The organism is Actinomyces sp. ICM47 (assembly GCF_000278725.1).
Lineage (GTDB): Bacteria > Actinomycetota > Actinomycetes > Actinomycetales > Actinomycetaceae > Pauljensenia.
The window spans coordinates 1-21,444 of the sequence record NZ_ALCA01000027.1 but is presented as its reverse complement, the minus strand read 5'-3'; the positions used below and the strand labels follow the sequence as shown (position 1 = coordinate 21,444).

Here is a 21,444-nt window from a genome sequence, read left to right as displayed (position 1 = left end):
TCTAAGGTTGACAAACCTTCGCCTCTGTGGGAGCGGCCCGTCGTATAACGGCGGGTCGCTCTCTGGTTGTCAAGTAATTGTGGCTCTGATAGATTCTCATTAACTATGAACGTCTTGCGAACTCATGCCACACTATTTGCAAGGCACTAATCATTGATCGAGAGAGGGTCTATGAACGCTCGAGCGCGCCGAAACCTGACCAGCGCGAGACGACGCCTGCCGGCGCTTGTTCTCATGCTGGTTGTTGTTGCGCTCTGCATCGCTGGCGTCATCTATAAGGGTGCGGAAGTTACGCAGGTAAACGTCAATGATGGCGGAATTTGGGTAACAAATAAGTCCAAGCAGATGGTCGGTCACCTCGACTACGAGGCTCGTATCCTTGACGGCGCGCTGCGCACCGAGGCTAGCAATTTCGATGTCGGCCAGGCTGGCGAAACTGTTACGGTGTCCGACCTGTCCTCACTTACTGTTGCGCCGGTCAATGTTACCCAGGTCGCTTTGGGGTCCCCGACGGCCCTTCCCTCCGGCTCGGTTGCGATGCAGGGCGGGGACGTCCTGGGCGTCCTGAATGCGACAGATGGCACACTGTGGACGACGTCAGCCACCACGCCGAGCCCGGCGAACCTTTCTGACAATGCCGCCGTCGCCTCGAACATGGGCGCGAGCGCGTTTGTCACCGGCATGGACGGCACCGTCTACTCCCTGTCCTCCTCCGGATCCCTCACAACTGTTAAGCGGCAGGGTGCCGTAGACCAAGCGAAGACCTCCGTGATCGAAGGCATCCCCGCAGACGCGTCGTTGTCGATGACGGCCGTCGGAGACCAGGTTGTCGCCCTCGACTCCACCTCGAACACCCTCTTCCTGCCCGGCGGCAAGACACTCAACCTCAGCGCCGCAGGCGTCGAGGCGGGCGGAGTCCTCCAGCAGGCCGGACCGACGTACGATTCCGTCCTCCTGGCCACGGCCTCGTCCCTGGTGAGCATCCCCCTGAAGGGCAGTGCACCCACGATCATCCCCGCCGCCGAGGGATCCCCCAGCGGCATTCCCGCAGCTCCCGTGCGCCACGAGGGCTGCTCCTACGGCGCGTGGGTCGGCTCGGGCGCGTTCATGCGCTCGTGCGACGACGCCTCCAACAACCAGCAGACAGTCGTCGATACGCTCAAGAGCGCCCAGGAAATCGTTTTCCGCACCAACCGCAAGGCCATCGTCCTCAACGACGTCGCGCAGGGCAACGTGTGGCTGCCCGACTCCAACATGGTCCTCATGGACAACTGGGATGAGGTCGAAAACCAGCTCCAGGAGTCCGAGAACGAACAGGACAGCCCGGAGCTGACGAACGAGATCGCCGACCCCGAAAAGCGCGAGGAGAACACCCCGCCCGAGGCAGTGGATGACGAATTCGGCATCCGCCCGGGCCGTTCGACGATCCTGCCGGTCCTGGACAACGACTCCGACATTGACGGAGACGTGCTGACCGCCAGCCCGACCAGCCAGCCCGCATGGGGTTCTGTGGCCGTCGCGCGCTCCGGTCGCGCGCTGCAGATCGCAGACGTCGATGCCGATCAGACGGGTTCCACGTCGTTCACGTACGAGGCCTCGGACGGGACCGCGACCGCCCCCGCGCGGGTACAGGTGACGATCCACCCCTACTCGCAGAACGAGGCACCCACGCAGCTTCGTGCGTCGTCGGTCAAGATCGGCCAGGGCGCGCAGATCCAGTATCAGGCGCTGTCCGACTGGCGTGACCCCGATAGCGATCCGTTGTTCTTGAAGAATGCCGAGGCTCCCGAAGGTCTGAGCGTGTCCTTCATGGAGGACGGCACGATGACGATCACCGAGGAAGGCTCCGCGGCTGGTCCGAAGACCGTCGTGCTCACCGTCGCCGACGATCAGGGTGCTGAGACGCGCGGCGAACTCATTGTCAACGTCCAGGAGGCTGGCAACCTGCCGCCCGTGGCGAACGGCGACCTGTTCCTGGCGCACCCGGGTGAGACCGTCACCCTGGATCCACTCAAGAACGACACTGATCCCAACGGCGACCCGCTGATGCTGGCCGCTGTGTCCGGTGCGCCCTCGGGTGCGTCGATCACGCCGGATTTGGAACGCGGGACCATTGACTTCGTGGCGTCGTCCCCGGGTTCCTACTCCTTCGCCTACACGATCTCCGACGGCGTCGCGACGACGCTGGGTATTGTGCGCGTCGTGGTCGTTGAGACCGTTGCGCTGCCCCCGGTTGCCGAGAACGATACGGCGGTCCTGCCGCAGGGCGGGTCCGTGCTGGTTGCGCCGCTGGCCAATGACTACGACCCGACGGGTGGAGTCCTGTCGATCACGTCGATTGATTCCTCGTCCGTGCCCGGCCTGGAGGTGGCCCTCATCGACCGCCACCTGCTGCGCGTGACTGCGCCGACAGGCCTCGAAGGGACGGTGTCCTTCTCTTACACGGTGTCCAACGGGCAGGGCAGTGCCAGCGCCAGCGTGACCGTCATTCCCGGTGCCTCTGACCGCACCGACTTGCCGCCGGTCCTCAAGCCGGATCGTGGCAAGGTGCGCGTCGGCGATGTTGGCACGGTCTCCGTTCTGGCGAATGATCGCTCGCCGGCCGGCCTGAACCTGCAGGTCGAGTCGACGCTCGAGTATGATCGCGCTTCCGCCCTGGGGACCCCCTTCGTGACGGGTAACCAGGTTCGTCTCGAGGCGGGGGACACCCCGGGCACGATGGATGTCACCTACTCGGTCATTGACTCCGCCGGTAACCGCGCCTCCAGCACGGTCACCTTCGAGATCCTGGCAGCCTCCGACCACAATCAGGCACCGCGTCCCCGCGACATCACCGCGTGGGCCACGGCCGGTCAGGCCACCCGCATCCCGGTCTCGCTTGACGGTATTGACCCGGACGGCGACTCGGTGACCCTGCGCGGCGTGGATTCCTCGCCGCAGAAGGGCTCGGCGACCGCGAAGGCCACGTGGATTGAGTACACGCCCAACGCCTCGGAGTCCGGCACTGACTCCTTCACCTACACGGTCGAGGATCGCCAGGGCGCGCGTGCCTCGGCTCGCGTCCGTGTCGCCGTCACGCCTGTTCCCTCGCTGAACCAGAACCCGGTGGCAGTGCCCGACACCGTCCTGACGCGCCCTGATCGCATGGTGACCGTCAACGTCCTGTCGAACGACTTGGACCCTGACGGCGACCCGCTCAGCCTCGAGAAGGACAGCCTCGAGACGGCCACGCCCGAACTCGACCCGCAGGTCCGATCCGATACGACCGTCCAGGTGCACACGCCCTCCAAGGTTGGCACCTACCTCGTGTCCTACACGGTCAGCGACGGTCGCGGCGGCTCCGCGCGCGGCACCCTGACGGTCTACGTCCAAGATGACGCGCCCCTCAAGGCACCCATCGCCCGCGACGACTTCGTGGACTATGACGCGCTGCCCACGGACGGCTCCGCCGTGTCCGTCAACGTCCTCGAGAACGATGAAGACCCCGACGGCAGTATCGACGAGGTCACCCTGACCACCGCCGATGCCGGCGTGACCGTCTCCGGCTCGAACCTGCTGATTCCGACCTCGGAATCCACGCGCCTGGTCGTCTACACGATCACCGACCGCGATGGGCTGACCAACTCGGCTGTTGTCCGGGTCCCCGGTCGCGACTCGACCGCGCCGTTCCTCAGTTCGGCGAATCTGCCGATCGAGATGGACGCGGGTACCTCGCGCACGATCAACCTGTCGGACTACGTCATTACTCGCTCGGGACGCAGCCCGCGCCTCGTCGAGGGGTCGAGTCCTGTGGCCCAGGAGGGCCTCGACTCGGTCGTCGCTGATTCCAACACGCAGCTGACCCTGAACGCGAACGCCGCGTTTAGCGGCAACTCCGCGTTCCTCATCCAGGTCGCGGACGGCGATTCCTCCGACGCGGGGACGCTCACCGACTCCCTGTCGCTGCCCGTGCGCATCAAGGCCACGGTCAACCAGCCGCCGACCTTCACCCCGACCGCTATTCGTGTCGAGGCCGGGGGCGAGGCCGTGGTGCAGAACCTGGCGCTGGCCGTGCGCGACCCCGAGGGTGTGGATACCTCCACGTTCACCTACACCATGGACTCTGCGCCGAACTCGATTCAGGCCTCGCTGTCGGGCGCGACCCTGTCGGTCACGGCCGCCGAGGGAACCGCGCAGGGGCCGGCCGGCTCGATCGCCGTGAGCGTCACGGACGAGGATGGCCACACGGTGTCGGCCCAGATCCCCGTCGAGGTCGTCGCGTCGGTCAAGCCCCTGATCCAGCTGCCCGTCTATACGCTGACCACTAAGGTGAACCAGACCGTGAGCGTGGACGTGGCGTCGGCTGCGACGAACCCCTTCCCGGACGCGCCGATCACCCTCGAAGGGATCCTCGTGTCCTCGGGTGAGGCGACTGTCTCCTCGTCGGGTACGACCGTGTCCATCACGCCCAGCGCCTCCGGCGTGATCACGGTCGGCTTCAAGGTCAACGACAAGTTGGCCGACCCCTCGCGTGCCGTCCAGGGCACGATCACCGTCACGGTGACGGGTAAGCCGAATCCTCCCACAAATCTGCGCGCCGAAAACACCGGTAAGGGCGGTGCGAGCGTGACCTTCCAGGCTCCCAAGTCTGGCGGGTCGACGATCACCGGCTACAGGCTCTTCGACGACACTGGCAAGCAGGTCGCCACCTGTGACAAGGAGGTGTGCGAGGTCGGCGACCTGATCACAGGTAGGACCTACTCCTTCACCGCGATTGCGGTCAGTGCGGAGGGCGAGTCCGAGCGTTCGGCACCCTCGAACCCCATTACCATCTCCAACGTCCCGAGTGCTCCCGGTGCGCCTCACCTTGAGGCCGGCGACGGAAGCATCACAGCGACGTGGGCTGAGGCCAAGGCGAACGGCTCCAAGGTCACCGGCTACACGGCGATCGCTTCTGTCGCCGGCGGAGCGGATGTGTCGTGCTCGACTGGTGGCAACACCACGTGTACACTCACGGGCCTGACGAACGGCCTTACCTACACGGTGGTGGTCGTGGCGCACAGCGACGCTGGAGATTCCGCGCCATCTGCGGGTGCTGTGGCCACCCCGCAGACGGAGACGAAGAACCCCGAGAAGCCCAACGTGATGAATGCCGATGCGCGTAACATCGCGGATGACAAGATCGAGATTACCGTGACCTGGAGCTATTTTGAATCGGGCAGCTCGAAGGGCTGGGGGCCGACGACGGTGAACGTCAATGGCATCCCGAAGACCGTCCCCGGTCCCGCGATCAATGAGAAGAACGGGACCGCTACCACGACCATGACAGTGGGGCGGGCTGACGCTCTGCAGGTGCGCGTGACAGTCAGTAACGCGGCCGGGCTTAGTGCGACCTCCGATGCGAAGACGTATGCAGCGCCCACACTGAAGACCATTCCGCTGGCACCCGACGCGCCGCAGTTGGGTCCCACCTCCGACAATGCCGCGGGTACGATCCGCATCAATAATGCGCGTCTGAAGGAGGGGAACGGCTACACGGTCAACGACCTGGAGCTCTTCTACGCGGACAGCGTGCCAGGGTGCATGGCGCCCGGTAACCCCGTCCGCTTCAATAACGGCGACCGTGCCGACTTCGATCTCGGTCCGCTTCCTTCTGGTTCCATGATGACCTACTACTTCTGCCAGCGTGGTAAGCGAGGGCCGAATGATTACGTGTGGAGTCCGGCGACACTAGCCAGCGGCATAGTTGGCAACGGCGGCGGTGGTAACGGCGGCGGTAACGGCGGCGGTGGTAACGGCGGCGGTGGTAACGGCGGCGGTGGTAACGGCGACGGTGGCAGCTCGCCGATCCCGCTCTTTACAGTCTCCGCCGAGCCACATACCAACAGCGCCACAATCGTGTGGACCCCTCCTGAAGGTACTTCCGTCAAGGAGACCAACGTGTGGATCAAGGGCGTAGCGGACACGAAACAGACATTCAATGGCCCGATGACGAAGGTCACCATGTCGGGGCTGCAGCCGGTCCACCAGTACACGGCTGTCGTCGAGCTGGTCAGTACCGGCGGAGACCACCGAAAGGTGGAGGTCACGTTTACGACGGGTGAATCGCTTGACAAGATCGATGCATCCTTCACCGGGGCGACCGCCTGCCCGAACGGCCAAGAGTGTGGCTCGATGACCTTGACAGCCTCGCGTGCCTCGCAGTTCCAGCCGGGCAGGACACTCGTCTGCACGGTGACGACTGGACGGCCGTCCCAAAACACGGAGTTCCGCTTCTCACAGGGGACGCAGAGTATACCGGGTATCCTTACGGAGTCGACCACCGCGCTAGAACTGAATGCGCGGCAGGTCGTGAAGAACTGCCGAGGCGAATAAAACAAAAGACTTTCACCCACTACAAGCAACGAGAGAGACAGTAGGACAACACATGACCCTTTCCATCGAAGATGCAACTAGGTTCGCCCAGGTCTTCAAGGGCCTCGTCGATGGCGTGTCCGTCGCGGTCCTGGACAAGCATCAGGCGGTGCGCCTCGCGCTGACGACGATGTTCGCGGGCGGACACCTCCTGCTCGAGGACGCTCCCGGAACCGGTAAGACGGCCCTGGCGCGCGCGATCAGTGCGACCATTGACGGTACGCACTCGCGTATCCAGTTCACCCCCGACCTGCTGCCCTCCGACATCACCGGCGTGAATATGTTCAACCAGAAGACGGGCGAGTGGGTCTTCCACGCCGGTCCCGTCTTCGCGGAGATCGTCCTGGCAGACGAGATCAACCGTGCCTCGCCCAAGACCCAGTCCGCGCTCCTGGAGGTCATGGAAGAGGCCCAGGTGACGGTCGACGGTGTGCGCCGCCCCGCGCCCCAGCCCTTCATGGTCATCGCGACCCAGAACCCCGTCGAACAGGCAGGCACCTACCCGCTGCCCGAGGCCCAGCTAGACCGCTTCCTCATGAAGACCTCGATCGGCTACCCCTCGCGAGCCGCCATGATCGACGTCCTCGACGGCTCGGCCTCCCCCGACCGTTCGAAGAACCTCGAGCCCCTCGTGACCGGTCAGGACATCGTCGCCTGGGCAGCCCTGGCCTCGGTGAACCACACGGACCGCGCGGTCCTCGACTACGTGGCGGCGCTGGCTGAAGCGACTCGCGACGACGAGTCCTCGCTGCTGGGCGTGTCCACCCGTGGCGCCATCGGCATGGTGCGCTGCGCCCGCGTGTGGGCGGCCGCGCAGGGGCGTAACTTCGTCCTGCCCGACGACATCAAGGCCCTGGCCGTGCCCGTGTGGGCGCACCGAATTATCGTTGACCCCGACGCCGCGTTCTCCGGCGCGACCGCTGAGGGCGTCATCCAGCGCGCCCTGACGTCGGTGCCTGCCCCGGCGGTGGGCGCGTAACGCGCCGACCGGAAACGACGATGCAAGGGAAGAGTTCGAACAATGCAACGATGGTCTCGCCGCGTAAGGCGCAGGCCTCCCGTCAGCACCCTCTGAAGGCGCTGGCCGACCTAGTGACGCCCACCGGGTGGGCGCTCGTCTTCTTCGTCGCGGTCTCCCTGATTCTCGCGGCGACCCTCCGGTGGGTCGAGGCCCTGGCGTGTGCCCTCGCGGGCGTCGTCGCCCTGGTGCTCGCGGCCACGCGCGTGGCGTGGAAGCCCCCGCACCTCGTGTCGATCCGCGTGCCCAACGAACGTATCGTCGCAGGCCAGACGGCGGTCGGCGAGCTCGTGGTGCGCAACGAGCGTGCCCGTCCGGTGCGCGCAGGCATCATCGAGCTGCCGATCGGCACGGGAACGGGCGAGTTCGTCGTTCCTCCGTTGGGGGCGCACGCGACGTGGGACGAGATGTTCCTGATCTCCTCGCGTCACCGAGGGCTCATCAATGTCGGCCCTGCGCGCTCCGTGCGCTCCGATGCCCTCGGCTTGCTGCGCCGCGTGCGTTCCTGGGATGAACCCGTCGTCCTGCACGTTCACCCGCGCACGGTCCGCGTCCCCTTCGACGCGACCGGCTTCCAGCTCGACGTCGAGGGCGTGTCCACCGGCAAGCTCTCCAGCTCCGACGTGTCTTTCCACGCGCTGCGCGACTACGAGCCGGGCGATGACCGCCGCGCCGTGCACTGGCAGTCGACCGCTCGCCTCGGCAAGCTCATCGTGCGCCAGTACGAGGAGACCCACCGTTCCCACCACGTCATCGTCTTGGATACCTCCCGCGACGCGTGGGATCACGATTCCTTCGAGACCGCCGTGTCGGTCGCGGGTTCCCTGGGCCTGGCGAACCTGCGCGAGTCGCGCCCGGTGTCGGTGACGACGACCGATGAGTGGCTGCCGTCCTCGGTCGCCATGCGCCTCCTGGACTCCCTGTCCGAAATTTCGCGCCGCTCCTCCGGGGATCTGGCGCTGCGCGTGCGCGAGGCCGTGGCTCAGCGCCCCGGAGTCTCCGCACTGACGCTCATCGTCGGCCCCGAGACAACTGATTCGGACGCCGCCCACCTCGCGCGCCTCGCACCCATCGACGTGCCCGTGTCCATCATCCGTATCGGCGTGAACAAAGCGCGCGCCCGCCGAAACCTCGGCCGAGGAGTTCTCCTCGACTGTGCAACCCTGGATGATCTGCCGCGCATTATCGTCGCCGGGGGTCTGGCATGAGCAGCAACGTGAACACCAAGCCCCGCGCCCAGCGCGTCGATCCTCAGGGCGAGGCCGTCCCCGGCTCTCCCATCAAGACGGACCGCCGCTCGGTGGATGAACCCACACAGCCCTCGGCAGCACACGCCCTCGCGGGCGCGCGCTCTGAGGCGCACATGCCCAAGCCAAGGACCACGCGCAGCCGCCTGTTGACGATTACGGAGCGCTTCGCGACGTTCCGCACGCGCTTGCCGATGTGGTCTCTGCTCGTCCTCGCGGTCCTCTTCGCCGGGCCGGTCGTCGCTTTCGAACCCGTCTTCGGCGGGGGAGTGGGCGCTATCGCGGCGGGCGCGGGCGTGGCCTGCGGCCTGCTCATCGCCTACGCGTCGACGAAGTGGCGCTGGGATATGCTCACGACGGTCCTGTCCGTCCTGGTCACCTACTTCCTGCTCGGGAGCGCCGCAGCCCTGCGCGCCGAGGCCCTCTTCGGGTTCTTGCCCACCGGTAAGACCCTGCAGGTCATGGTCCTGGGTTCCTTCCGCGCGTGGAAGGATCTGCTGACGCTGACCGCACCCGTGTCCGCATACTCGGGCCCCGGCCTCGTCCCGTGGATGAGCGGCCTCCTCTTTGCCGTGCTCTCAGGCCTCATCACCGCCCGTGCTGGGCGCGCCATCCTGGGGTCCATCCCGCTCGTCGCGATGGGCGTGATCGCCATCTTCTTTGGCCTGTCAGGCCACGCGCTGCCCGTGTGGGCGGTCTTGCTGTGGTGGGCGCTCCTGGGCGCGTGGTGGGCCGCAGCCGCTCAGTACCAGCGCATCACGCTGGGGCAGGACGTCCTGGTGGGCCGCTCCGGTGCGGCCGGGGCAGAGAATACCCTCGGGCGCAGCTCTCGCTCCACTGTCTACGTGGGTAGGCGTATTCTCGGCGCGACCCTCATGCTCGCGATTTCCGTGGGCGTGGCCCTGCCTGCCGCCTCCTACCTGGGCAAGTCCGGGGCGCGTGTCGTTGGCCGCGACCTCGTGGAGCCGCCGCTGGACATCCAGGCGTACCCCTCGCCGATGGCCTCGTTCCGTCACTACACGACCGATCTGAAGGACGAGACGCTTATTACCGTCTCTGACCTGCCCGAGAACCAGCGCGTGCGCATCGCCGCGATGGACGTGTACGACGGCACCACTTTTGGCATGTCGGAAACCCGAGGGGATGGCCACTCCGGCTACATCCCCGTCGAGACGGCGATCCCCGGGCGCGCCGAAGGCAATTCAACCGTCACCGTGTCAACCAACGGCCTGTCCGGCCCGTGGGTACCCGTCTTGGGAATCCCCTCGCAGATTACTTTCTCCGGCACCGGAGCGGACACGCAAAAGGACGGCCTCTTTGTCGACACGTGGGGGAACGCGGCCCTGACGACAGGGCGCGCGGGCACGATGACCTACGACGTGCGCACCACGTTCGTCGAACCCATCCGCGACGAGGAGCTATCCTCCCTCTCAGTTGCTCCCAACACGTCGAAGGACACGCATGTGCCCGAGGGCATCGGCGCGATGGCCACGGATCTGACGCAGAATGCGTCGACGGCTCTGGCCGCCGCGCGCGCGATCGAGCACCACCTGTCGACCTACGGTTACTACCTCAACGAGAACACGCAGTTCTCGCGTCCCGGCGTGCGCGCCGACCGCCTTGAGCGCATGATTTCCGGCGACGAGAACCTTATCGGCGACGACCAGCAGTACACGGCCCTCATGGCCCTCATGCTCCACCAGCTGGGCATCAACGCTCGCGTCGTCATGGGTGCCTACCCTGAGGGCGGCTCGCAGGGCGGTGCCGCTTCCCTGCGCGGCTCTGACATCCGCGCCTGGGTCGAGGTTGAGTTCGGAGACGGCATCTGGGCCGTCTTTGACCCCACCCCTCCGCGCGACCACACGCCGCAGACGCAGGTGCCCAAGCCTCGCAGTGTGCCGCGCCCGCAGGTCCTCCAGCCGCCGGAGCCCCCGGATGCTCCCGCCGAGCTGCCGCCGTCGACGCGCGACCAAAACGCGGACCCGGTAAAGACACCGGATGAGAACTTCCCCTGGCGCGTCGTCGCCGGTGTCGCGGGTGGCATCCTCCTGATCTTGGTGCCGCCTCTGGCGATCTTGGCCTACAAGGCCGCACGTCGACGCCACCGCCGCCGAGCCGCCGCAGCCAACGCGCTGATCGGCTCGTGGGACGAGGTCGTGGACCTGGCCGCCGACTCCGGCCTGACTATCGAGGTGGGACGCACCCGCCAGGAGACCGCCTGGTCGCTGGCCTCCCAGTGGAATCTCGGCGAGCACCCGGGTGACCCCTTCAGCCTGGTGACGGGTGCGGTGCGCCATGGCGACGACGGCTCGACCGATTCGGTCGAGTTCGACGAGGCCTCGGCGACCAAGGGCCGCTATGTGATCGACGGGTGGAGCCGATTCGGTGACGACGTTCCCACCCCGGTCGTGATCGCCCGTTATGCGGACGTCGCGGACTTCGCGTCTCACGGCGCTTCCCGCGACCGCGCGCGTGACGCGTGGGTGCAGGTGAGTGCGCTGCGCTCGCAGGTGGGCAAGAACGCCGGTTTCTTTGCGCGCATTCGTCGCGCGCTGTCCCTGCGAAGCCTGCGAATGCGCCGTAAGCTGCGATTGAGCGCAGCGGTTGCGCGCACGATGCAGGAGGAGAACGACCAGTGAGTTCAGCGGTCGTGGCCACGCGTGGCCCCCAGATTCCCGGCTTCCGGTGGGTTCGCCCACTCGGCCAGGGTGGTTTCGCCGACGTGTTCCTGTACCGCCAGGAGCTGCCCAGCCGCGACGTGGCCATCAAGGTAGTGCGCGCGAAAGGGGACGAGCGAGGCACCCTTGAGCTGCACCGCGAGGCTGACGCCATGACTCTGCTGGCCGGCCACCCCTCGGTGGTGGAGCTGCACGGCGTGGGCACGACCTCCGATGGACGCGCCTACCTGGTGATGGAGTACTGCCCGGTTGCTGACCTGCTGACGCAGGTGCGCGCGCGGCCAATGTCGCTGGAGACGGCGCTGGACACAATGATCAAGGTGTGCGGCGTCGTCGAGATGTTCCACCGCCAGGGCTACGTGCACCGCGACATCAAGCCTTCGAACATCATGCTGGACGCCTATGGGAAGCCGGTCCTCGCGGACTTCGGTGTCGCCTCGAAGATCGGCAAGCTGGAGGTCGGCGCGTTTGACGGCTTCTCGGTGCTGTGGGCACCCCCAGAGCAGCAGGACGTCAACTCGCCGGCCGCGCCGACGCAGGATGTGTGGGCGCTCGCATCGACGATGTGGACGTTCATCACGGGCCGCAGCCCCTTCGAGGATCCCATCGGGGATAACTCGGCGGCGTCGATCGCGAACCGCGTGCAGCGCGGTCGCATGCGAGGCCTGGGCCGCGCGGACGCCCCGGCGGAGCTTGAGCGTGTGTTGCGCGCGGCGATGGCAATCAACCCGGATGAGCGCACCCCCTCGGCGTTAGAGTTCGGCAAGGGTCTCCAGCGCGTCCAACAAGAGCTGGGCTACGCGCGCACCGAGATGGAAATCAAGGAGAAGCGCTCCAAAGCCTCGGCCGGTTCCGCTGGCGACCAGAATACGCGCACGCGTGGTGCCCCCGTCATCGACCCGGACGACACGCGCATGCGCTCGTCGTCCTATTATTCCTTCGAGGGTGGGGCGGGTTCCGGCGGCGTCGAGGCCGTGGCTGATTCATGGAACGCCGATCAGTCGACGGAGGAGGCCGAGGCCTCGGCCCGTCGTACGGTCGACGACCCTGACGTTTCCAAGCGGGGCTTGAATCCCGTCGCAGCGGTGGGATTGGCTCTGCTGGCCGCAGTGATTGGAGCGGGTCTGGTGGTTGGTATTCTGCGGGACGAAGGATCTTTCACGCGTATCGCCCCTGCTGAGGAGACGACGAGCGCGTCGACGAACGCGGAGAACCCCCTCGGAGCAGCACCCCCACAGGTCACCTCGCTCGCAGGAGAGTACGCCGACGGCCAGGTGACGTGGACGTGGAGCGTTCCCGATGGCCTGGCCACGGCGGATGTGACGTACTCCTACGAGGGGAGCGGCCCCGCGGGCACGACGCACGGCAGCGTCGAGGCGGCGACGGTGAGCGTGGATGGAGCCAGCGGCGAAAACTGCATGGAAATCACGACGGTGTCGCGTTCCTCGGGCCGTATGTCCGACCCTGTGAGGGCCTGTCAAACTGTTCCCTGACCATCCGTGTAGCGTATTCCAGCGCGTGGCTGACCAGGGCGAATTGCGGTCCATTTTGTGTAACCATTAATGATGCACGTGTAGAATGAATGCGTTACGCGCTATCCCACGCGCCCAACGTAGCGAGAAGGACAAAGGTAGATGGCTCAGGGTGAACATGCCGAGCGTGCGCCACTATTGTGGGGTGCGTCGACCGACGTCGGTCCGGTCCGCTCACACAACGAGGATTCTTGGCTGGCGGTCTCGCCCGTCTTCGCAGTCGCAGATGGGATGGGGGGCCACCTCGGCGGTGCCCGGGCCTCAGCACAGGCCGTCCTTACACTGCAGGAGTTCCTGAGTCCTGATCGACTCGGAGACCGTCCCGTCGACCTGGTCGATCTGTCCGTCGCGATTGACGCAGCCGCCACGGACGTGGCCTCCCTGGCACCTGCTGACAATCCGATGAGTGCCCCCGGCACGACACTCTCCGGTCTGATGGTCCTGTGGACCGCGGAAGGGGCCTTCTGGCTCTCCTTCAATGTTGGCGACTCACGCGCCTACGTCGTCGGTGCCGGCGGCATCCGCCAACTCACCCACGACCACTCCGCGCTGCAGGAGGCTCGCGACCTGGCGGCCACCTCAGGCGCGCCCCAGGTCATTCCTCCAGCCAACGTCGTGACCAAGGCACTGGGTGCCGGACAAACCGGAAGTGTGAAAGCCGACTACACCATCATGCCGATGGAAGAAGGCGACCGCGCGGTCATCTGTACAGACGGCGTGCACGGCGTCCTACAGGATTCGCAGATCCACGCCATTGTCGCCGCCGGCAATGGGCCGCAGGGCACCGCTGACGCACTCGTGAAAGCCAGCCTCGAAGCGGGCACTCGCGACAACACGACAGCCGTAGTAGTCTACGCAGGAAAAGAATCACGAGTAACATTGACAACGAATGTCATGAATCGGATGATTCAACCAGTACGTCCGGCGTCGATTCAGACAGCGCGCCGGGTTCCTCGTAGAGAAGGCAGTGACTGATGCTTCAGATTGGACGCTTCTTGTGTCGCGGACAGGGCGCGATGCTCGTCACCGGACCCCTCGGCGCGGCGTTGGTGCCGCTCGATTTCGCGGATTCCGCGGCCGACGTCGTGTGGGGGCGCGCTGACACCCAGGCGTGGCTCTCTCACGTGCAGGCAGAGCAGGGCGATGTCTTGCTTCTCGACTGTGCGGGCGAACAGCCCTACTTGACAGTCCTCGGCAATATTCAGCTGCGCATGCGCGCCGCCGGCCAGATCACCGAGCAGGTGTGGAACGACCCGATCTGGGCCTGGCCCTTCAACCCGGGCGAGTGGCAGACGTTCGAGGCCACCATCATCGACGGTGACGAGATCACGTGGATGGTGCCCGCCGCAGACCGCGTCGAGGCTGGCGAGATTCGCATCGGTCGCGCGCTCGACGAGGTTGAGGCCCTCGCGTCGATGCCTGTTGATACGATGGGCTTCCTCATCAACCCGGATATTCCGGACCACGAGCGTCGCGCCCGTCGCGACGCCCGCGAAGAGTTGCCCGAACCCACGATCACGCACGCGCCTGCGGTTGACCTGGCTGCCGTCGAAGCCCAGTTCCTCGCGGCCACCAGCAACGGTCCCGTCTCGCTGCCCGGTGCCTCCCGCACCACCCCCGATCCGTACGCGCCCGTGGACGCCACGGATGATGCGCAGGACGAGGCGCCCTCCGAGGACCTTGAACAGACCTCGAGCGAGCTCTACGTCGTCGCCGACGCCGTCGAGCCGCCGATCCATACGGCTGAGTCCCTCGACCGCACCGCTACCATCGACCGTGGTGCCGCCTTCGTGGAACCCGCCCAGGCCTCGTCCGAGTCCGAGTCGGAGGAAAACACCGAACTTGCTCCCGAATCGGAAGCGGAACTTGAGTCCGCCCCCGAGTTCGAGCCTGCTCCTGAGCCGGAAGCGGAGCTTGAATCCGCCCCTGAGCCGGAACCTGCGCCTGCCCCCGAGCCGGAGACGGCAGCCGAACCGCCCGCCGCGCCCGAGGCCATGAGCGCCGCCGGCCTGGCCGACTTGGGTGCCGAGACCGACACCGAGGCCACGATTCTGCGCCTCGCCCCCGTCAACTCCGGCCCCGCCGCGCCCGTCGCCTTCCTGATCCACGGCGGCACCGTGCCCGTTGAGGTCTCGCGTGACGTCGTCATCGGCCGCGACCCCGACGCCCGCGCCCTGACCGGCCGCCCCGTGGCGACCGTGCTGCGCGTGCCCAGCCCGGCCACCGAGATCTCGCGTTCCCACTGCGCCGTCATGATGACGACGCCGGGTTCGTGGGCGCTCATGGACCTGGGCAGCGCCAACGGCACCGTCCTGCGTCACGCTGACGGCTCTTTCCAGGATGTCACCCCCATGGTGACGATCGCCCTGAACGACGGTGACCTCATCGACGTCGGTGAGGGCACCACGATCGAGTTCCGCGTGCGCTGATCTGCTATTCAAACGCGTGTGGGGTGGACCGCTTGGCCCACCCCGCACGCGTATGTACTAGGGTGGCTGTTAAGACCTGCTGGAGGTTGCGCGCGCTGATGCTTGCTGCCACCGGCCTGGCGAGAGTGAGCGTGTCATGAAGAAACGCGCGCGGATGATCGTCGTCCTCGTGTGTGTGTTCGTTGTGTTGCCGGTGGTGGGTGGCCTCGTGTATCTGTCGCGCACGAGTGCGCAGGACGCCGCTCGCTACTACGCCGAGGCGATCGCCCAGGGGCGCTTCGAAGATGCCCTGGCGGTTGAGAGCGCCGACGCCGACGCCGATCCCAATGTCGGGCGTGGCGACGCCGTTGACCTGCGGCGACTCCAGCGCTCGTCGAGCACTCCAGCGATGAGCGTGGGCGCTGTGTGGGTGCACTCCGAGCTCGACAGGGATGGTCGGCAGGGGGTCAATATCGAGTTCTCAATGAACGGCCGCTCCACGACCCGCGTCATCTACATGGAGCGCTCGGGTGTGCCCAAGCCGCACATTGGCTCGTGGAGGGTCGTTTCCAGTGCGGCACGTAAGGTCACTGTGTCCGCGCACGGGTACGCCTCAGACCTGTCGATTGCTGGAGTGTCGCTCGGGGACGTCGGAGCGACCAAGGGCAATCAGCGGATGATTCCTCCCGTAACAGACGACCTGTGGCACTTCGCGGCAGGTGGAGGATTGGTGTACGCGTATCCCGGTGCCTACGACATTAGCGTGACCCGGTTCAGTGAAGACACTGAGTACAGTGTCGACTCCGTTCCGTCGGGTGCGACGATCGACTTGTTCGATGCTGACGAACCTCACCAAATCGACATCGTCTTGAACGGGGAAACAAAGGCCTGGCAACAGGAGCAATTCGTGCCTCTTCTGGAATCGTGCATTCGCGGGGAAAGCCCAGAGCAGGCCCTGTGTCCCGATCTTAACGTTGCGGATGTTGAGTCAATTGACGTAGGGGAGGTCAGCGACAGCTTGCCGGGGAGCTTGGCTGCCCACTACATCACGGTCACCACACGGGAGCACCGTATCTGGCTGGACGTGCGTGGCGCGGTCTGCTTCGACGAGGCCGGTGAGCGATACATCGTCTTCACGCTCCTTCAAAAGTGGGTCGACGGCCGACAGGTCAGATAGCTGGACCGGCGAGCCTCGCCGGCGACCTGGCTCCTGTGACGAGTGTGGGGCGGGCCTTCGGGTCCGCCCCACATCTGTCTACCCGCCCCGCCGACCGAACACCGCGCCCGCCGGTGCCTGCGTGACAGACTCGCCGATACCGCTGACCAACCCGCCTGACGCCCGCTCCCGCGCGAGGGTACGATACCCGACAAGCAACCACGGCCTCGTTCATGTCAGGACAATCTTAAGAGGGTGTGTCTTGAAGTGACCTTAGTCCCTTGAGGCGTGTATCCTTGCCTGTGGTAGCGGCCCGGCGTCGGGCCAATCATCGCAAACATGGAAGTTGAGGACCACGATGGTCAAGTATGTGTACGACTTCTCCGAGGGCGACAAGTCCATGAAGGACCTGCTCGGAGGCAAGGGAGCGAACCTCGCCGAGATGACGAAGCTCGGCCTGCCTGTTCCCCCCGGCTTCACAATCACCACCGAGGCGTGCCGCGCATACCTCAAGGAGTCGGCCGTTCCCGAGACACTTGCCACCGAGGTCACCCGCGCCCTGCGCGGCGTCGAGGATCAGATGGGCCGCCACCTCGGCGACCCCGCCGACCCGCTCCTGGTCTCCGTGCGAAGCGGCGCAAAGTTCTCTATGCCCGGCATGATGGAAACCGTCCTGAACATCGGCCTCAACGATGAGTCCGTTCTCGGCCTCGCAGCCGTTAGCGGTAACGAGCGCTTCGCGTGGGACTCCTACCGCCGCCTCATCCAGATGTTCGGTAAGACCGTCCTCGACATCGACGGCGACCTCTTCTCCGACGCCCTCGACGACCTCAAGGCCGAGCGCGGCGTGAAGGGCGACACCGAGCTGACCGCCGAGGACCTCAAGGGCCTCGTCGAAACCTTCAAGGGCATCGTTAAGGAACAGACCGGCGAGGACTTCCCCCAGGATCCGCGCACCCAGATGGACATGGGCATTGAGGCCGTCTTCCGCTCCTGGAACACCGAGCGCGCCCGCATCTACCGCCGCCGCGAGCGCATCCCCCACGACCTGGGCACCGCCGTCAACATCTGCACCATGGTGTTCGGCAACATGGGCGAAAACTCCGGCACCGGCGTGTGCTTCACCCGCGACCCCTCCTCCGGCCACTCCGGTGTCTACGGCGACTACCTGGAGAACGCGCAGGGCGAGGACGTCGTTGCGGGCATCCGCAACACGCTGGCCCTGTCCGACCTCGAGCGCATCAACAAGCCCGTCTACGACGAGCTGCGCGCCATCATGCGCAAGCTCGAAACCCACTACCGCGACATGTGCGACATCGAGTTCACCGTCGAGCGCGGCAAGCTGTGGATGCTCCAGACCCGCGTCGGCAAGCGCACCGCCGCCGCCGCGTTCCGCATCGCCACCCAGCTTCTCGGCGAAAAGCTCATTACCCGCGACGAGGCCCTGGGTCGCGTCACCGGCGACCAGCTCACCCAGCTGATGTTCCCGCAGTTCGACGCCAAGGCCGAGAAGGAACTCATCGCGCGCGGCATGGCCGCCTCCCCGGGCGCCGCCGTCGGCAAGATCGCCTTCGACAACGCGCAGGCCATCGAAGCCGCCGAAAAGGGTATCAAGACCGTCCTCGTGCGCCGCGAGACCAACCCCGACGACCTGCCCGGCATGGTCGCCGCTGAGGGTGTCCTCACCGCGCGCGGCGGTAAGACCTCGCACGCCGCCGTCGTCGCCCGCGGCATGGGCAAGACCTGCGTGTGTGGTGCCGAGTCCCTCGTCATCGATGCTGCCGCCGGCACCGTCACCATCGGTGACCTCGTCCTGACCGCTGACGACACCATCGCCATCGACGGCCAGACCGGCGAAATCTTCCGCGGCGAGGTCCCCGTGACCGACTCGCCCGTCACCACCTACCTCGCCGAAGGCCTCGAGGCCGGCCTCGCCGCCGCCGGCGAGGATGCGGGAACCCGCGAGCTCGTCGAGGCCGTCGACAAGCTCCTGTCCCACGCCGACAAGGTCCGCCGCCTGCGCGTGCGCGCCAACGCCGACACCCCCCTCGACTCCACGCGCGCCATCGAGTTCGGTGCCGAGGGCATCGGCCTGTGCCGCACCGAGCACATGTTCCTGGGTGAGCGCCGCCCGCTCGTCGAGCGCGCCATCCTCTCCGCCCCCGAGTCCGAGGAACGCCAGGCCGCCTTCAACGAGCTCGAGAAGCTGCAGAAGCAGGACTTCCTCGAGATGCTCGAGGTCATGGACGGCAAGTCGATGACCGTGCGCCTCATCGACCCGCCGCTCCACGAGTTCATGCCCGCCCTCATCGAGCTGGAGACCAAGGTTGCCGTCGGCAAGGCCACCGGCACCCTCGACCCCGCCGACGAGGCCATGCTTGTCGAGGTCCGCCGCATGCACGAGCAGAACCCCATGCTGGGTCTGCGCGGCGTGCGCCTGGGCATCTACCTGCCCGGCCTGTTCGCCCTGCAGATGCGCGCCCTGTGCGAGGCTGCCGCAGAACTCGTGGGCCGCGGCCTCGACCCGCGTCCTGAGATCATGGTTCCGCTCGTCGGCTCCGTGCGTGAGCTCCAGCTCGTGCGCGAAGAGGCCGAAGGCATCATCGCCTCCGTCGCTGCCGCCCACGGCGTTGACCTGTCCGGCGTCTCCATCGGCGCCATGATCGAGCTGCCGCGCGCCGCCATGACGGCCGAGGACCTCGCCGAGGAAGCCGACTTCTTCTCCTTCGGCACCAACGACCTGACCCAGACCGTGTGGGGCTTCTCGCGCGACGACGTCGAAGGCGTGTTCTTCCCGCAGTACATCGAGGCCGGCATCTTCGGTGTCTCCCCCTTCGAGTCCATCGACGTCCACGGCGTGGGCACCCTGGTCTCCGAAGGCGTGCGCCGCGCCCGCTCCACCAAGCCGAACATCAAGCTCGGCGTGTGTGGCGAGCACGGTGGCGACCCGCAGTCGATCCACTTCTTCCATAACGTGGGTGTCGACTACGTGTCCTGCTCCCCGTTCCGCGTCCCCGTCGCCCGCCTCGAGGCTGGCCGCGCCGCGGTCGAGGACCACGTGGACATGACCGCCTGATCGCTGGCGGTGCCGCTTTGCTGAGTGGCACTGATTGAGCGCGACGAGGCCGTGGCCGGAAACCGGTCGCGGCCTCGTTTCGTTGTGGGTGCTGGTTGTGGATGCGCCTGATTTCCGGGCACCGCGAGGTCTGCCTATGTGGGCTGGACCGCTGTGTGTGCCGGTGGGCGGCGGCCCGCCCGCGAGATCGCCGCACGCGAGCCTTCGGCTCGGAGTCGTCGATCTCGAAGCCCGGCCAGGCCCTGCCGCCGCCCACCGGCACCTCGGCCCGGCTCCGCGGGCCACGCGGGCCTCGCGGTTCCCTCCATGCGTGAACCCGCGGCTCGGAGTCGTCGATCTCGAAGCCCGGCCAGGCCCTGCCGCCGCCCACCGGCACCCTCCACACCGGTGGGGCTTTTCATTGCTGTGCACATCCCATCCAGGCCTCGCCGCCCACGGGCACCGCCGCCAAGCTCCACAGCCAGGCCTCTCTTGTCCCGCAGCTCACGCGTTGCCCTCCACACCGGCGGTGCCTGGTGTGCTGGTGGTGATCGGCGTCGTTTTAAAGCCCGGCTATGCCCTGCCGCCGCCCACCGGCACCCACCGGCACCGCGGCCAGGCTCCGCGGGCCTCGCGGTTCCCTCCATGCGTGAACCTGCGGCTCGGAGTCATCGAGCTCGAAGCCCGGCCAAGCCCTCCGGACCCTCCGGCACCCTCCACACCGGTGGGGCTATTCATTGCTGTGCACATCCCATCCAGGACCCGCCGCCCACGGGCGCCGCCGCCAAGCCCCACAGCCAGGCTCCGCGGGCCTCGCGGTTCCCTCCATGCGTGAACCTGCGGCTCGGAGTCGTCGATCTCGAAGCCCGGCCAAGCCCTCCGGACCCTCCGGCACCCTCCACACCGGTGGGGCTTTTCATTGCTGTGCACATCCCATCCAGGCCCCGCCGACCACGGGCACTGCGGCCAAGCCCCACAGCCAGGCCTCTCTTGTCCCGCAGCTCACGCGTCGCCCTCCACACCGGCGGTGCCTGGTGTGCTGGTGGGTGATCGGCGTCGTTTTGAAGCCCGGCCAGGTCCTGCCCCCGCCCACCGGCACCGCAGTTGGGCACCAGCCGGGGGCTGTATGCCCTGCGTTGGTTTCCAATCTGGCCCGCTGGGGGTGCAGCATTAGGAGCTGGCTGGCGGCGTGTCGCCGGCGTGTCGCGGCTCTAATGATGTCGTTTCCCCCGTTTTGAGGCAGTGAGGTTGCGGTTCGTGGTGGTGCGGCGCTCAAAGTGCAGACCACCTCGGTGAAAAACGCTGAAAATGGGCTGTTGTGGGCGAGGTGGTCTGCGTTTTGGGCACAACGGTATCTGGCAGGGTGTTGAAGTGTCCCGGGTATTGTGGGGAGTGTCTTAGGCCGGATTGGAGGTTTGGGATGTCTGGTCAGCGTAAGTCTTCGATGGAGTTGCGTGAGCGTGCGACGCGTATGGCGTTGGAGGCTTGTGCTGATTTCGGGCGGCGTAGGGTGCGGCGCTCAAAGTGCAGACCACCTCGGTGAAAAACGCTGAAAATGGGCTGTTGTGGGCGAGGTGGTCTGCGTTTTGGGCACAATGGCGTCTGGCAGGGTGTGTTGTTCGCGCGCGAACCCGATGCTGCGAGCGGTAACCCGCTATGTCGCACGTGAACCCGCTATTTGGAGTGTGGGCGGGGCTGCCCAGGTTCGTAGTAGCGGGTTAACGTGCGGATTAGAGGACCCACGTGCGTAGTAGCGGGTTTACATGCGGATTAGAAGGCCCACGTGCGTAGTAGCGGGTTAACGTGTGCATGATGGGGACCAGATTGTCACCTGTCAGCTTGCGCGTTGCTGGTTGGGGTAGCCAGTGGCCCTGCGGCTGCCCGGCTGCTCGGTTGTGCGGCTGCTCGGTTGTGCGGCTGCTCGGTTGTGCGGCTGCCCGGCAGATTGTACTCGCAC

General features: G+C 66.3%; 9 protein-coding genes. All 9 read left to right on the top strand.

Annotated elements, in window-relative coordinates; genetic code table 11:
• Positions 1-171: 171 nt before the first annotated feature.
• On the top strand, positions 172-6,354 hold the full coding sequence (locus HMPREF1136_RS01820) for an Ig-like domain-containing protein (RefSeq protein WP_009647600.1): 6,183 nt from the start codon (positions 172-174) through the stop codon (positions 6,352-6,354).
• A gap of 52 nt (positions 6,355-6,406) precedes the next feature.
• Positions 6,407-7,372 (top strand): AAA family ATPase, encoded by a 966-nt coding sequence (locus HMPREF1136_RS01815; RefSeq protein ID WP_009647596.1) that lies wholly within the window; start codon positions 6,407-6,409, stop codon positions 7,370-7,372.
• 50 nt (positions 7,373-7,422) lie between these two features.
• Positions 7,423-8,619, top strand: coding sequence for a DUF58 domain-containing protein (locus HMPREF1136_RS01810; protein ID WP_009647608.1), 1,197 nt, complete (start codon positions 7,423-7,425; stop codon positions 8,617-8,619).
• Positions 8,616-11,297 carry a transglutaminase family protein gene (locus tag HMPREF1136_RS01805; protein ID WP_198002797.1) on the top strand — a complete coding sequence of 894 codons (2,682 nt, stop codon included), beginning with the start codon at positions 8,616-8,618 and terminating at the stop codon, positions 11,295-11,297. Before HMPREF1136_RS01810 ends, HMPREF1136_RS01805 begins: the two co-directional genes overlap by 4 nt.
• A complete protein-coding gene (locus tag HMPREF1136_RS01800) occupies positions 11,294-12,829 on the top strand; it encodes a serine/threonine-protein kinase (protein ID WP_009647597.1) in 1,536 nt (511 codons plus the stop codon). The genes HMPREF1136_RS01805 and HMPREF1136_RS01800 overlap by 4 nt, the downstream gene beginning before the upstream one ends.
• A gap of 141 nt (positions 12,830-12,970) precedes the next feature.
• Positions 12,971-13,843, top strand: a complete 873-nt coding sequence (locus HMPREF1136_RS01795) for a PP2C family protein-serine/threonine phosphatase (protein ID WP_009647609.1) — start codon at positions 12,971-12,973, stop codon at positions 13,841-13,843.
• Positions 13,843-15,297, top strand: coding sequence for an FHA domain-containing protein (locus tag HMPREF1136_RS01790; RefSeq protein WP_009647598.1), 1,455 nt, complete (start codon positions 13,843-13,845; stop codon positions 15,295-15,297). Before HMPREF1136_RS01795 ends, HMPREF1136_RS01790 begins: the two co-directional genes overlap by 1 nt.
• Positions 15,298-15,433: 136 nt before the next feature.
• Complete coding sequence (locus HMPREF1136_RS01785; RefSeq protein WP_009647605.1) at positions 15,434-16,453, top strand: hypothetical protein; 1,020 nt, start codon at positions 15,434-15,436, stop codon at positions 16,451-16,453.
• A 337-nt stretch (positions 16,454-16,790) separates the two neighbouring features.
• The gene (ppdK, locus tag HMPREF1136_RS01780) at positions 16,791-19,508 is read left to right on the top strand and encodes a pyruvate, phosphate dikinase (RefSeq protein WP_009647606.1); all 2,718 of its coding nucleotides are present in this window, start codon (positions 16,791-16,793) and stop codon (positions 19,506-19,508) included.
• Positions 19,509-21,444 lie beyond the last annotated feature (1,936 nt).